Genomic DNA, 14042 nt, shown 5'->3' on the forward strand with positions numbered 1-14042 from the left:
CAGAAAGGAGCGATTTATGTTTATATTAAAAGACGTTATATATAAAGATATACTACACATTCCTTATTTACGGATTCAAAAAGAAAAGATTACTTGCATTATCGGTGAAAGCGGAAGCGGAAAAAGTACATTGCTTCGGATGTTAAACGATTTACAATCTCCAACATCCGGTACAATTGAATATAACGGAAAGTTAATTTCTAATTATCCACCTATTCAATTACGTCGTGACGTAGTTATGCTTGGGCAAACTCCACCTATTTTTGATGGAACCGTTAAAGACAACCTATTAATGGGACTTCGTCTTTCTGAAAAACCATTTCCAAATGATGATGCCCTGCGGAGTGCACTAAAAACCATTAGTTTAGACAAGCAATTAGAAGATAGCGCTTCCTCATTATCCGGCGGTGAAAAACAAAGGCTTGCCTTTGCTCGTATTGTACTTATGGATCCACCTGTCTATTTATTAGATGAACCTACTTCAGCATTAGACAGTGATACAGAACGACGCGTAATGAAACAATTTACTGAACTAGCACGAAAAAAGAAAAAAACAGTTATCTTCATCACACACTCGCAACAACTTCCAGAAGAAATTGCAGACGACATTATTGAAATTAGTAAGGCAAACGGTGCAACTAGAAAGGAAGTGCTCTCTGTTGAAGGGCGTTATTGAACTCCAAATTTGGCAACTTGCGGCTGCCTATATTTTCATTCTTATTTTAATCGGGATTGTGAAATTAAAAGGGATACCTCGCGAAAAACAAATCGCGCTCGCAACATTCCGTATGACCATCCAACTCGTACTTGTTGCATATGTCCTTACATACGTATTTGAAAATAGTAATCCATTTTATACAATTGCTCTCATTACTTCTATTACTACCTTTGCAATTTTTAATATTTATAAACGAGTTAGCATCCCAATGTCTAAAGAATTAAAACGAGTAGCCGCCCTTTCCATGGTCGCCGGATCAATTGGGCCACTTCTACTATTTATCTTTGTTATTATCGGTCATGACCCTTGGTATGCTCCGCAATATATCGTCCCTATTACAGGAATGTTAGTTGGGAATGCCATGACTGGTGTTTCTCTTGGTGCAAATACGTTCTTAAACAATATGAAATCGCAAAGAGGTCAAATTGAAGGTGCACTTATGCTGGGCGCAACACCGAAAGAAGCTGCTGCTCCGCTCATACGCGACGCTTTTGACTCTGCCATTTTACCTACAATCAATTCTATGGTCGGAATGGGGATTATAAGCCTACCAGGCATGATGACAGGACAAATCTTATCTGGTGTATCACCGTTCACAGCTATTCAATATCAAATTGCCATCATACTCGGTATTTCTGGAAGTACTGCCTTTGCTGTCATTATCTTTTTACAGCTTGGATATAAAACGTTCTTTAATAAGCGATGTCAGTTGAAAGAGGTTGACTATAGTGCGCGGTAAATGATACTTCTTGCTCGGTAAATCATACTCTGTTCATCGTAAATGAAATCATATCGACTTACCGAAAAAAAATGACAATAAAAAAGAGGAGGCTACCCGCCTCCTCTTTTTTATTACGCCTTCTTAACGAATTGTGATTTTAACTTCATAGCTCCGAAACCGTCGATTTTGCAATCAATATCGTGATCGCCATCAACTAGACGGATACTCTTTACTTTCGTACCGATCTTCACAACTGAAGAAGTTCCTTTTACTTTTAAATCTTTAATAACAGTAACAGCATCGCCGTCTTGAAGAACGTTTCCGTTCGCATCTTTTACAACTTTTGCACCATCATTATTTTCAGCTTCTGCTTCTTGGCCCCACTCATGAGCACACTCAGGACATACGAAAAGAACGCCATCCTCATACGTATATTCTGAATTACATTTTGGACAATTTGGTAAAGTAGCCATAAATTCATTTCCTCCGTTCATTATTTATACGTAAAAATCAAAATTGATGTTTACATCTCGATAAATAAAATTTGTATAGCATTTCTTTATAGTGCCATAGTCTCACGTTATTGACAAGCCTACCTCAAATTCTCATTTTTTATTGTATTTTACAAAATTTCAATTTGTATGGTGTTTCCAATAAAAAAAGAAGAACCTTCACAAGGTCCTTCTTTCCAAAATGAACGAGTTTCGCTCTAGAAACTCCAACTATTTTCTTCAATATAAAATTGATACTCTTCTAACTCTTCTTCACTTAACTTCTTATTATTCTCGTATACCTCTTGCCACTCGAAATAATCTTCATCGAAATAAACAGCAAATTTTATTTTCACGTTTTTCTTCTCTGTATAATCATAACCAGTAAACTCTACTACGTCATACTCTTTTTCTTTCTTCACAAACTTCCAAGTTGGGTTATCTGTCATAATTTCTAAAGTAACCCCTTCATCACTTGAACGAACAACGTTTTTAATATTCGGCTCAGTTGGTAAAAAGGACAGCCCGAACGCAGCTAAACCAAACACAATCCCGACTATAATCTGTAAACCAATCATACCAGCAATACTCACGCCGCCCTTTGATTGTAAGAAATACGCCTTCTCATGATCAGACGCATCTTCTCCCTTACGAAAAACACGAACAGCATGCTTATAATATAAACGGTTTCCTTGCCATCCAGTAAATATCATCATTCCTAATTGAAGAGCTAAACTAAATGTTACATAAATCCCATCTGGAATATCTATAAAAGGGGGTATAACTATACTAGGTATAGCCAATAACGCAAATATAATAAATAACTTATACATTTTACGATAAGCTAACCAAAAGGTTGGGAAGAAAAAGGCTACCCAATTCCATGTATTCCCTTGCGCAGGATTTTCTACTTTACCCCACTTAAAATCATAATAAGCTGTATTTTTTTGAACAACTTTATGTAATTCTTGCTGAGAAATTGTTTCTTGTAAAACAGTGTCCTTCACGTACATCATCCTTTTCTTATTTCTATATACATTTATTGTATATGTACAAAATGAAGGAATCTAACAAAAAGTACACATATTTTATAAAAATGAACGGAAATCGAATATATTCCGACAATTATTCATTAATTATTTCATTTTCCTTTTAAATATATTAAAATACTTATGAATGATATGTTTAATACACTAAGTTAAACTTTATATATATTTAATACTAAAAATGTTTCACATGAAACTATCCATATTTCGTATTATTTTGCTATCATTTTCGATTTGCTGCAAACATCAGTCCTATATAAAAAACTAATAGAAGAAGCAATATAACTTCACATTGCATTTCTACTAGTCATTTATCCCATTTTTATATCCTCTCCTACAACTCCCAAGTAATATTCATTTCTTCAAATGAGTCCTTACATACTTCCAGTCCTCCGTCATCATCCGTTCCAATCATCGCTACTTCTTCTTTAGACAACATAATTTCCTCATTTGGATTTTTGATTTTTCTCTCATACACGAGTTGTAAAAGCTCTATTTGCTCTTCTGTCAGCTCATATTCTTCTTCTAATCTTTCCATTGCTGAGTGCAGATTAAGTAGCGGGATTTCTAATAAGGATCCGCCATGCTCTTCTATCTCTTCAAATGAATCAATTGAATATGCACCGCTCTCCTCAATCCAAAATGCTGCTGTAATGAAAGGCACTGTTTCGCCTTCTACTTCTTCTAATACGTATTGAAGAGCTTCTTCTTTCGCAATGTCTATTACTTCCGAAGGTGCCCCTTCAAAATAATTTTTCGCATCAATCCACTCATCAATTCTCTCGCTATTCACATCTTGAAGACATACAATCGTGTAATTCGGATGAAACGTAATTGTCCCTTGTCCCCCTTGGCTATCTTGCATACTATAGTTAAATCCATCCCATGAACTTTCATGTGAGAAATCTGGACAATGCGCTACATTAATTGCATGGGCAATCGAATTTAAAACGCAGCCTTTCCATAGTTGTTCTTTATCTATATGTAATTTATATTTACTCATCATCTTCCCCCATGCGCATATTTTTTTCTATCATCTTTCCTCTACACAATGCTTGTAAATACTTTTCTATCTACTACAAAATAAAAAAGACTTCCTTTTTAAAAGACGTCTTTTTATAGTTGAAAATTTACTAATAAATAAAACGAATTATTTAATAAATGAATCCCAATTGGAACGAGTAAATTCTTCGTTCTCTTATATGTGTATGCTAAACATATACCCATACCAAAAATATATAAAATACTACCTACTGTAAGGGGGTGCCCTAAAGTAAATATGAAAGCACTTATAGCAGCACTACTAAGTGTAGAGAAGCGCTGAGATAATTTCATAAAAAACATACCTCGAAATACAATTTCCTCCCAAATAGGCGCAAAAGTTGTGAGCACAACTACGTATAGAATGATTTCACTTGTAGTAGGTTCTATTACTATATTAGATTCATCCACACCAAGCCCATGTGGTAAAACTACATTTAATACCGCAAGATACATAAGCATTACAATCGTTGTTATTACTATCGTTACATAATGTTTAAAATTATTGAACTGTATTGATTTTACTAACTGTACACAGTGATTTCTTGCTGGTGAATATATAAAAATAATAGTAAGAAATGTTAAAGGCGGAATAAGATGATCTACATACCATGGATATAAGGAAGAGTCATATATAATGTTTAAAAAACCAATTCCATACATTACTCCAAAAATAATTATTATCATGCTAATTACTTCGCGCATACTCATTACTACATTCTTTTTTTCATATGTAGCTAATTCTGTATTCATCTTATCCCCTCCAGTATAATTAAACCTTTTAAACCATTATATACCATTTCCAACACAAAAACCGACGATACAATTTACTGTATCATCGGTTTTTTCCCTACCATTTCTCTTTACATGTTTCAATTAAATGCAGTAAGTACCTCTTCGTCATATCTGCCCTTCTCCACCTTGAGAGCATTCGCTTTTCTTTTGGATTGTGTCGTATTCGCTCTACTTCTTTTAATAAAAGCTCCCATTCTTCCGCTGAACGTTCTGACAAGTATTGCAATCCTCTATCTTTTGAAACGATTGTTTTATGATCTAGTGTATATAAAATACGTCCCATCGTAACGACAGCTGATTCTACCCACTCTTCTATAAAAAATAAATATGGCTTCTTCGCCTTTTCACTCCAGTACTGTTCTACGTTATATTTCATCGTATTTACTACATCACTCCATTGTATTTGCAGCGGAAGATCTTCTGCTTCTTTTCCGGTAACTGTAATGCCTTGATTTTTCAACGTCCACCATGTGACCGCATTAATGTCCCAATGACCAACATTAGCTTTACCATCTGCACAATACACATACTCATTTATTTCATCATTGTATTTCCCTAAATCAGCAAGCGGAATATACATACCGTCCATTCTTTTACCTAGCGTATTATCACTAAGTTTCTTATGTAGTTCCACAAGCTGCTGTTTTTCAGCTTCATTCACGGAATCATTTATTACTGTAACAAAATCAACATCGCTCGTTTCCTTATGAAATGCGCCTAGTGTGATGGACCCGTAAATATATACGCCGACTATTTTTTCATCTAAAAAAATTTCTTTTAATTCTACTGTGTACTGCTCCATTAACTGTCGTACTTCCGTTGGTAACGCATGCTTCACTCCATTTTTCACATCTATCCCTCCAATAAAAAAGAGCCTTTGCAAATTCGCAAAGGCTTCCTGCTTTATAAATATTTCTCGATTTCTTCGTAAACATCCTTCAAACGAGGATTTCCTTCTCCAACAATTTCTCCATTTACAAGAACGACCGGATAAAATAGATCTTCCTCCACTACACGCTCAGCGAATGCTCTCTTATCTTCATCTTCTTGTTCTTCTTGAAAATCAATATACTCGAAATTAAATTTATTTTCTTGTCCTTCATATTTACGACCAATCGCCGCTTGTAACCACTCAAACGTTTCTGTTGAAGATGGCATTCCAACGCAGCTCGCACAAATTACTTTCGTCCCATACACTTGCACATTAACCATTTCTTCTCCCCCACTTCTTGTTTCAACAGTATATTCAGATGTCTTATTACATAAGCACATCATTTTACAAACTTATTCCATACCCCTATACTGAAAAAACACGTTGTAAACATGATAAAAAATTTCAACATTAAAACAAGAACAGAAAAAATAGATTTTCCCCTCTATCTTGATTATAATAAAACTGATGAAAGGAGTCGATAAAAATGGAAAACCCACATATGCAAGAACAAGTACTAGAAGTATTAGATAAATTACGTCCATTCTTACTTCGCGATGGCGGAGACGTTGAATTAGTAGACATTGAAGAAGGTATCGTAAAATTACGCCTTATGGGTGCATGCGGAAGCTGCCCAAGTTCTACAATCACACTAAAAGCTGGTATCGAACGCGCATTACTTGAAGAAGTACCAGGCGTTATTGAAGTAGAACAAGTATTTTAATTAAAAGCAGAAGCGGCTCGTTCAGAATCGCCTTCTAAAAGGAGACCAAATTTGGTCTCCTTTTTTTATTCAAATTACATTTATCCGTTAACATCATAAAACAAAATTGGAAATCCTTCTCAAAAAATGCGATAATTAATAATATAGAATCGTTCACACATATATAGAAAAAAACATAGGGGGACGACACATGCCAAGAATGGGGAACACTTTTTTAACAATTCAAGAACTAGAAAAGAAAAAAGAGTATTTATTAGACCTTTCATCTGTTATACCAACATGGAATGCGAGCTACCAATTTTTATTTAAAGAAATCCAGCAAGAATTATTGGATAAAGTAAATGAAAAGCTCGAAAAGCATCAATTCGTTTTAAATATATGTACAGATCAGCAGGTAGGGGCATAATGTATTACATAAAATTGTGGTATATAAAAAAGAGACCTCACTCGGTCTCTTTTTTATATTTTTAAGATAACCAATCTAATTTTCTAATCCCAAGCTTATCTACTGGTAAACGAAGTGAGCCATAAAAGTGCTTCATAAATTGCTCTGAGCGGTTCACATCGTGTAAAATGGCTTCTAAGCGATCTCTATATATGCTTTTTTGTTCTTCGTTTCCAGTTTGGTAATATCGTTCGACCGTTTCAAAATAGTGAAGCGGGAACAGGAGCCTTGCAAATAATAAGCGCCAACCAAATGAGGACAGCGAGTAATTCCGTTCATAATCTGTAACAAATTGAACGATTGTTTGATCCCAGTCTTTCTTTTTTTCAATCATCATATAGCGAATCCATTCTGCTATATCTCGAGTTGGGTGATCATACACCCAATCAAAAGGGAGTTTGAGACGCTTCGTTTGATGCCATAATAAAGGTGTAAATCGTTCTTGGCAAATTGTTGCTGCATCAGTCAGTTGGGGCGTATCATCCATCTCTGTATCGACAACATATTGAATTGCATTTTCTGCAACTCCTAAGTAATACGGGAAGGATTCAATAAACAATTGATCGAATACGTCTGTAGGGTGGTTCATCACTTGTGATTGCCAAAACTTTTCTAATTGATCGAGCCTTTTTTCCCATAACGCTTTCCATTCACCAATGCGGCTTAATTGCTCGATCTCTTCTGGAAAAAAAGCACCTCGTTTATGGAATATAGAAAGCTCACTTCCTAATGATGTAGCATGTCGTTCTAATGCACGCATACCTTTTAATAAGCAGTAATTTTGTTCTTCTATCTCACTTACATAGTAGCCGTGTATAGTCGGAACGAAAGTCGCTACAGTTATATCCCCTTGCTGGTTCATATAGTCACTGAGCTTTTTCATCTCTACAAGTACTTCTTCCTCCATGTCTCCAATTGGAACAAGTACATAAATTTTGTTGCGAATCCAAAAGCTTTTATAGGGGCCAAGGGGGATTAATTCTTTAACATGCATGTGATAATGCTCATAAATATGATGAATCATCGCAGTCGCCACCTATGGTTTTTCTTTATATATATGAGCTTGTGCTCGCCTTTCATTCCTATGCACATGATAAAGCAACGAAACGTATACAAATACTAAAAAGAAAAAAAGGTGATAAACATGAAAGAATCAAATCAACTACAAGAAAGAGCATTACAACTATTACAAGAGCGCGGTGTAACAATTGACGATATTGCTGAGCTTGTTCATTTTCTTCAAAAAAAATATCATCCAAATTTAGAGATGTCAGAATGCCGTTACAATGTAGAACGTGTACTATCAAAACGTGAAGTACAAAACGCACTGATTACTGGTATCGAGCTTGATGTCCTTGCTGAAAAGGGAATGCTAAGTGAGCCGTTACAAGATATTGTAAAACGTGATGAAGGCTTATACGGAATTGATGAAGTTATCGCACTTTCTATCGTGAATGTGTATGGCTCTATCGGTTTCACGAACTTTGGATATATTGATAAATTAAAACCTGGTATTTTAGAATACTTAAATGATAAATCAACTGGAAAGGTGCATACATTCCTTGATGATATCGTCGGCGGAATCGCTGCCGCTGCGTCAAGCCGTTTAGCGCACCGAGCTGAGCACTCAGAATGATAATGTTTTCTAGGCCGTCAGTTTCATGCTGACGGCCTTTCGTATTCCATCAGCATAAATTCTCTTCCGCGACTCAAAAAAATAGTCCCTTGTCTAAATCCGATATTTTTATATAACGTAATTGCTCTTGTATTAAATGTCGCTACGCTTAATCGAAACATTTTTGCATTAAACTCTTTCGTGGCGAACGCTATTCCAGCTTGGAAGAATTCTTTCCCCATTCCTTTCCCAGTTAACGCCGGCTTCATGCCAAGTCCGATATCAATCACATCTTCTCCACCATATAAATTAGCATCTCTTCCACCTGGTACTTGTGCATTTGCTCCAAAACAAAAATAACCGATGAACTCTCCTTGACCGTCACAACAGCCATAATACATTCCATCTAATAGCTCTTCCATTACTTCTTTCTCGCCTGAAAAACTATATAAATTATATGGTTCCTCGTACGCCCACGTATTTATCTCCATCGCTTCTTCTTTTGTTAACACATGTATATCCAATCTTCTCACTCCTTATCAAATATTCTATATATTTACTCATTCATTTTTCACATTAAATTTCCCTCTAATTGCAATATGCAGAATTACATACGCACAGCCATTAAACAAGTGGTACAATTTATTTGAATCGCTGTTGCTACACTTCTTGATTAGAGAAAAGGCGTTAACACGGAAATTAGCGTCTTATCAACCTCAAGCAATTGGCACATTTTGTCATCTTAAAAGACACTCCAACGAGTGTCTTTTTTTCTATATCCAACAAGGACTTACTCATTTCAAAGTATAAATACATAAAATAATGTAAATCATTACACGCATGAATCACTTTCTAAAAATTATAAAGTAGATTCAAAATAAAAAAGCACTCTTAACTAGAGTGCTTTTTACTTTCAAGCAAGGAGGCTACATATATGGATAGTACTCTCGTATTTAACTTCGGCATTGGTATTGTCATTATTTTATTTGTCTTTTTTGTACTTTGTATGAGCGGGGTATAAAAAGGCGATTTTCGGGCGTCTTTTTATACATACATATGTATTACTTGACTTCTACAAAAGCAGTAACCATAATAGTTACAGATATACAAATAACTATTCACATATCCACAAATAGGAGGAAGAACAATGAAACATGTAATCGTTTATGCACACCCAAATACAGAAAGCTTCAACCATGCGATTTTAGAAACGGTAAAAAGTAAATTAGAAGAAAAAGGCCATGAAGTACGCGTTCGCGATCTATATGAATTAAACTTCAATCCAGTATTAGGCGCTTCCGATTTCATCTCATTTTCTCAAGGAAACACACCAGCAGATATTAAAGAAGAGCAAGAGCATATCTCTTGGGCTGACAGCATTACATTTATTTATCCAGTTTGGTGGGCGGGACTTCCTGCTATTTTAAAAGGATACGTTGACCGTGTATTTAGCCACGGCTTCGCTTATGCTTACGGTGAAAATGGCATCGAGAAGTTATTAAGCGGTAAAAAAGGGTTATTATTATCTACAATGGGCAATACGAAAGAAGCATACACAGCAGGCGGCATGTTTGATGCAATGAAGAAAACAGCGGATGTTGGTATTTTTGAATTTACAGGCATTGAAACAATTGAGCATACATTCTATACAAGTGTTCCTTCTGTGGATAACAGTGTGCGTAAACAATATCTTGAAGAGGTTAAAGACGTTGTGAATCGTGCTTTTTAATAAAATTAAATCAGCGCAACTCAGATTATATCAGCGATTTTCTAAATATATCGGCGCAACTCAGATTATATCGGCGATTTTTAAAATATATCGACTTACCGACAAAAATCGACACTAGTCACAACTGAATGTTAGCCCACACCAATCGGGCTGCCTGCAAATAGCAGGAATAAAAAAAGCTGTTCCAAAGTTTGGAACAGCTTTCTTCACTACATCTTCTCAATCCACTCCGTCAAGTTATGCACAACTTGCGTTGGTTGTACTTCATATTCTGTTAACTTCTCCACAGTTGTGACTCCAGTGTGGACAAGAAGGGTATGCATACCAGCATTTATTCCTGCTAAAATGTCTGTATCATAGTTATCCCCAACCATTAATGCTTCATTTTTTTCTATGCCAAGCACTTTTAAAGCTTGTTCCATAATGATTGATTCTGGTTTTCCGATAAAGATTGGATCCACACCTGTTGACACTGCTACAACTGATGTTAATGAGCCGTTACCTGGTAACAATCCGCGCTCAGTCGGAATGGCAATGTCTCCATTTGTAGAAATAAACGTTGCGCCGTTACGCACAGCAAGACAAGCTTTTGCTAATTTTTCATATGTGATGTCACGATCTAAACCAACAACAACGAAATCAGGATTTTCATCCACAAGTTCAAATCCTTTTTCCACAAGTGCATCGTGTAAGCCTTCTTCACCAATCATATATACAGTTGCGTCTTGTTTACGTTCATAAATGAAGTTCGCAGTCGCCATACTCGTTGTGAATACTTGCTCTGCTTTCGCTGGAATATCGAAACGAACAAGTTTTTCTGCTACCTGTTCTGGTTTACGAGTTGAGTTATTCGTAACGAATAAATATGGAATGCCGCGCTCTCCTAATGCTTTTACGAAGTCGCTTGCTTCTTCAATTTGTTCTTCTCCGCGATACATCGTACCGTCTAAGTCAATTAAGTACCCTTTATACATCGATTATGTCTCTCCTTCTATGCTAACGTTCTCACCTTATCATACCATTCTTATATTACCCGCTTTTTACAAAGAAAAAAACGCTTTACCTTAAAGCGCCCCATAACGTTCATTTTTTCTCTTTTACTTGGTAAGAACAACTACAATCGCCCTCGCACATGTTTGCTAACGTCTTTACATCTGCCCCTGCAAATAAACGCTTATACATCTCTTTTTCATCTTCACATACTTGCGGAAATCTCTCTGCAATTTCCTTTAACGGACAGTTTTGTTTTTCAATTACGAAAGAGTTCTCTCCGTCTCTCTTAATTTGAACCATATAACCATTTTTCTCTTGCATCGCTGCTATCTCTTGCACTTTATATGCTAAATTCTTTTGATCACTCACTCGCTTTTGTAACTGTTCTTCCATTCGCTTCGTTCTCTCTTTTAAAACATAACGAAGTATTTTTTCATCGCCCATTCGAGCTAAATCTTCTAGCATATCAATCGCAAATTGCTTATACTCTTTCGGGAATGTATCTTCTCCCTTTTCACTTAATCCATACAAATAAGTTGGTCTTCCGACATGTTGCCTTACCATCTTAGAATAAATGAGTCCGTCTTTCTCAAGATTACTTAAATGTCTTCGGATTGCCATTTCTGTAATCTCTAAAACGTCAGCTAGTTCCGCTACTGTGTGCTCTCCCTTTACTTTCAACAATTGTACAATCTCGTCTTTCGTAGTACGTGCTTCCCCCATACTTCACCCTTCTCCCTTTTCTTTCTCACATACAATATAAGATCCCCAAAAGGCATTCTCTGGGGATCTTATAAGCATAATTATTCTGGTACAAATGCAGATACAGGTCCTAATTCCTTTTCTAAATAACTGCGAATATTTGCTGGGTATTTTTCTACCACTGCAATATGTTTTTGAATCGTCTTATATAATTCATCATGATTCATTTGAATATAATCTTGCATAAGCATTTTTCGAAGAAGGATAATTTCTTTCATCCCTTGTCCATCTTCTTCACTTATCACTCGCTCATCCATTAAAATATCAATAATATCTTCATAACTTCCTGGATCGCGCATAATAAATCCATCAATCATCGCATTTCCTACATCTAATACAGTATCAATAATAAGATGGGCTATGCGCTCTAATGCATAAAATTCAAACTCGGTTTCATATATCTTTTTCTCTTGAAATGTACTTGTTGCTCGTTCTAAACATACTAGCATTTGTTCTATTTTCTTTCTGTCTACAAAATACATGAATGTCACCTACCTGGAAATTAAAGCATTTACATTTTAATTGTAACGCTTTCTTCTGAAAAAATCGACAATTTTTCGAATTCACCTTTTCTCTGTTATTTGTTATAGTTATATTTGTATGATTTTTGAAATTGGAGGAATGAAATCTTGGAACGTGAACTCGCACTAGAAATTGTCCGTGTAACAGAAGCAGCAGCATTAGCATCCGCACAGTGGATGGGCCGCGGAAAGAAGAACGAAGCAGATGATGCAGCAACTACAGCAATGCGTGATATGTTTGATTCAGTAAACATGGCAGGTACAGTTGTAATTGGTGAAGGAGAACTTGATGAAGCACCGATGCTGTATATTGGTGAAGAACTAGGAACAGGTAACGGTCCAGAAGTAGACATCGCCGTTGACCCACTAGAAGGTACAAACATCGTTGCAAAAGGTCTTGCAAATGCAATGGCAGTTATCGCAATCGCAGATAAAGGAAACCTTCTTCATGCTCCTGATATGTACATGGAAAAAATCGCGGTTGGTCCAAAAGCAGCTGGTAAAATTAGCTTAGATGATCCAATTGAAAAAACAATTGAAATTGTAGCAGAAGCTAACAATAAAAAGATTCGCGATCTAACAGTTATCGTTCAAGAACGTGAACGTCATCAAGATATTATCGATCGTGTTCGTGCTAAAGGTGCACGTGTAAAATTATTTGGTGACGGTGATGTTGGTGCGTCAATCGCAACAGCACTACCTGGAACAGGTATTGACTTATTCGTAGGTATTGGCGGAGCTCCAGAAGGCGTTATTTCTGCAGCAGCATTAAAATGTCTTGAAGGTGAAATGCAAGCTCGCTTAGTTCCAATGAACGAAGAAGAAGAAGCTCGTTGTCGTGAAATGGGATTAGAAGATCCTCGTCAACTTCTTATGTTAGATGACTTAGTATCTGGGGATGATGCAATCTTCTCAGCAACTGGTGTATCTGCTGGTGAGTTATTAGACGGTGTTAAATTCCTTGGCGGAGATTTAGCTGAAACATACTCTATCGTAATGCGTTACAAAACAAGAACAGTACGATTCATTAAAACGCATCACCATTTAGATCATAAACCACACTTAAACTTAGATATTTAATAAAGGAGCCATGTGTATGGAAGAACGTTTCTTTCTGTACGACGATACTGTCGCTACAAAAACTCGTTTCGTTAGCTTTATGGGAGAAAATGAGCGTCATGATTTAGCGCTTTTATACTCCGATCGTCATTACGGTAAAACAATTGTACTTGATATGCAAAGTAATAAATTTGCAATCATCGGCGCTGACGATTTAAACGAACCAGGCTACTTAGAGCACGCATTTTCTATGACTGAAGAAATTGCAGAAGAACTACGCTCATTTTTATTTGAACTTATATAATTTATCGTATGCACCAGCTATTTTAGCTGGTGTTTTTTCGCCTTTATTATTTTGAATTTTCAGTATTATATGTTATAATGAAGAATAAATCTATTTGGATAGAAAGGACGTTATCTACGTATGCCAACATTTACTTTGTAATGGACC

19 protein-coding genes are annotated in these 14042 nt (G+C 36.1%); 8 read left to right on the plus strand and 11 right to left on the minus strand.

Translation table 11 applies throughout. The annotated features are described in order from the left end of the window. The first annotated feature begins 16 nt into the window (after positions 1–16). Together AXW78_RS23865 and AXW78_RS23870 are read left to right on the plus strand one after the other, a co-directional pair. Positions 17–676, plus strand: coding sequence for an ABC transporter ATP-binding protein (locus AXW78_RS23865; protein WP_000470269.1), 660 nt, complete (start codon positions 17–19; stop codon positions 674–676). After that, entirely contained in the window at positions 660–1457 is a 798-nt protein-coding gene (locus AXW78_RS23870) for an ABC transporter permease (RefSeq protein WP_000679238.1), read from the plus strand. The genes AXW78_RS23865 and AXW78_RS23870 overlap by 17 nt, the downstream gene beginning before the upstream one ends. Positions 1458–1570: 113 nt before the next feature. On the opposite strand, the gene phnA is transcribed toward AXW78_RS23870, so the two are convergent. The 6 genes from phnA to AXW78_RS23900 form a co-directional block, all read right to left on the minus strand. After that, positions 1571–1912 (minus strand): alkylphosphonate utilization operon protein PhnA, encoded by a 342-nt coding sequence (phnA, locus tag AXW78_RS23875; RefSeq protein ID WP_000212737.1) that lies wholly within the window; start codon positions 1910–1912, stop codon positions 1571–1573. A gap of 236 nt (positions 1913–2148) precedes the next feature. Then, positions 2149–2946 carry a DUF2628 domain-containing protein gene (locus AXW78_RS23880; protein ID WP_116777647.1) on the minus strand — a complete coding sequence of 266 codons (798 nt, stop codon included), beginning with the start codon at positions 2944–2946 and terminating at the stop codon, positions 2149–2151. 364 nt (positions 2947–3310) lie between these two features. Next, positions 3311–3979 carry a hypothetical protein gene (locus tag AXW78_RS23885; RefSeq protein WP_061884716.1) on the minus strand — a complete coding sequence of 223 codons (669 nt, stop codon included), beginning with the start codon at positions 3977–3979 and terminating at the stop codon, positions 3311–3313. A 113-nt stretch (positions 3980–4092) separates the two neighbouring features. Then, complete coding sequence (locus tag AXW78_RS23890) at positions 4093–4770, minus strand: CPBP family intramembrane glutamic endopeptidase (RefSeq protein WP_061884717.1); 678 nt, start codon at positions 4768–4770, stop codon at positions 4093–4095. A gap of 97 nt (positions 4771–4867) precedes the next feature. Next, positions 4868–5662, minus strand: coding sequence for a nucleotidyltransferase domain-containing protein (locus tag AXW78_RS23895; RefSeq protein ID WP_061884718.1), 795 nt, complete (start codon positions 5660–5662; stop codon positions 4868–4870). 53 nt (positions 5663–5715) lie between these two features. Beyond that, complete coding sequence (locus tag AXW78_RS23900) at positions 5716–6024, minus strand: YuzD family protein (RefSeq protein WP_000248593.1); 309 nt, start codon at positions 6022–6024, stop codon at positions 5716–5718. Positions 6025–6230: 206 nt separating this feature from the next. On the opposite strand from AXW78_RS23900, the gene AXW78_RS23905 reads away from it, so the two are divergent. Then, positions 6231–6467, plus strand: coding sequence for a NifU family protein (locus tag AXW78_RS23905; protein WP_000431159.1), 237 nt, complete (start codon positions 6231–6233; stop codon positions 6465–6467). Between the two features lie 190 nt (positions 6468–6657). Next, positions 6658–6873 (plus strand): hypothetical protein, encoded by a 216-nt coding sequence (locus tag AXW78_RS23910; protein WP_001137786.1) that lies wholly within the window; start codon positions 6658–6660, stop codon positions 6871–6873. Between the two features lie 61 nt (positions 6874–6934). Here the strand turns inward: AXW78_RS23910 and yutH are convergent, their stop codons facing one another. Next, complete coding sequence (yutH, locus tag AXW78_RS23915; protein ID WP_000581259.1) at positions 6935–7936, minus strand: spore coat putative kinase YutH; 1002 nt, start codon at positions 7934–7936, stop codon at positions 6935–6937. Positions 7937–8056: 120 nt separating this feature from the next. Between yutH and AXW78_RS23920 the strand changes: the two genes are divergently transcribed. Continuing rightward, positions 8057–8548, plus strand: a complete 492-nt coding sequence (locus tag AXW78_RS23920) for a phosphatidylglycerophosphatase A family protein (RefSeq protein WP_000665103.1) — start codon at positions 8057–8059, stop codon at positions 8546–8548. Positions 8549–8571: 23 nt separating this feature from the next. Here the strand turns inward: AXW78_RS23920 and AXW78_RS23925 are convergent, their stop codons facing one another. After that, positions 8572–9051, minus strand: coding sequence for a GNAT family N-acetyltransferase (locus AXW78_RS23925; protein ID WP_000351219.1), 480 nt, complete (start codon positions 9049–9051; stop codon positions 8572–8574). A 623-nt stretch (positions 9052–9674) separates the two neighbouring features. Here AXW78_RS23925 and AXW78_RS23930 point away from each other — a divergent pair. Then, positions 9675–10256 (plus strand): NAD(P)H-dependent oxidoreductase, encoded by a 582-nt coding sequence (locus AXW78_RS23930; protein WP_000683454.1) that lies wholly within the window; start codon positions 9675–9677, stop codon positions 10254–10256. Between the two features lie 209 nt (positions 10257–10465). On the opposite strand, the gene AXW78_RS23935 is transcribed toward AXW78_RS23930, so the two are convergent. From AXW78_RS23935 to AXW78_RS23945, 3 genes are all read right to left on the minus strand, one after another. Further along, on the minus strand, positions 10466–11230 hold the full coding sequence (locus AXW78_RS23935; protein ID WP_000276467.1) for a TIGR01457 family HAD-type hydrolase: 765 nt from the start codon (positions 11228–11230) through the stop codon (positions 10466–10468). 109 nt (positions 11231–11339) lie between these two features. Then, complete coding sequence (locus AXW78_RS23940) at positions 11340–11972, minus strand: helix-turn-helix transcriptional regulator (protein ID WP_000503343.1); 633 nt, start codon at positions 11970–11972, stop codon at positions 11340–11342. An 80-nt stretch (positions 11973–12052) separates the two neighbouring features. Beyond that, positions 12053–12493, minus strand: coding sequence for a DUF86 domain-containing protein (locus AXW78_RS23945; protein WP_000274009.1), 441 nt, complete (start codon positions 12491–12493; stop codon positions 12053–12055). Between the two features lie 147 nt (positions 12494–12640). Here AXW78_RS23945 and glpX point away from each other — a divergent pair, with 147 nt between their 5' ends. Next, complete coding sequence (gene glpX / locus AXW78_RS23950; RefSeq protein ID WP_000439090.1) at positions 12641–13612, plus strand: class II fructose-bisphosphatase; 972 nt, start codon at positions 12641–12643, stop codon at positions 13610–13612. 16 nt (positions 13613–13628) lie between these two features. Next, positions 13629–13895 carry a DUF3055 domain-containing protein gene (locus tag AXW78_RS23955; protein WP_000392611.1) on the plus strand — a complete coding sequence of 89 codons (267 nt, stop codon included), beginning with the start codon at positions 13629–13631 and terminating at the stop codon, positions 13893–13895. The last annotated feature ends 147 nt before the right edge of the window (positions 13896–14042 follow it).

Origin of the sequence: Bacillus thuringiensis (assembly GCF_001595725.1) — a bacterium.
Lineage (GTDB): Bacteria > Bacillota > Bacilli > Bacillales > Bacillaceae_G > Bacillus_A > Bacillus_A thuringiensis_K.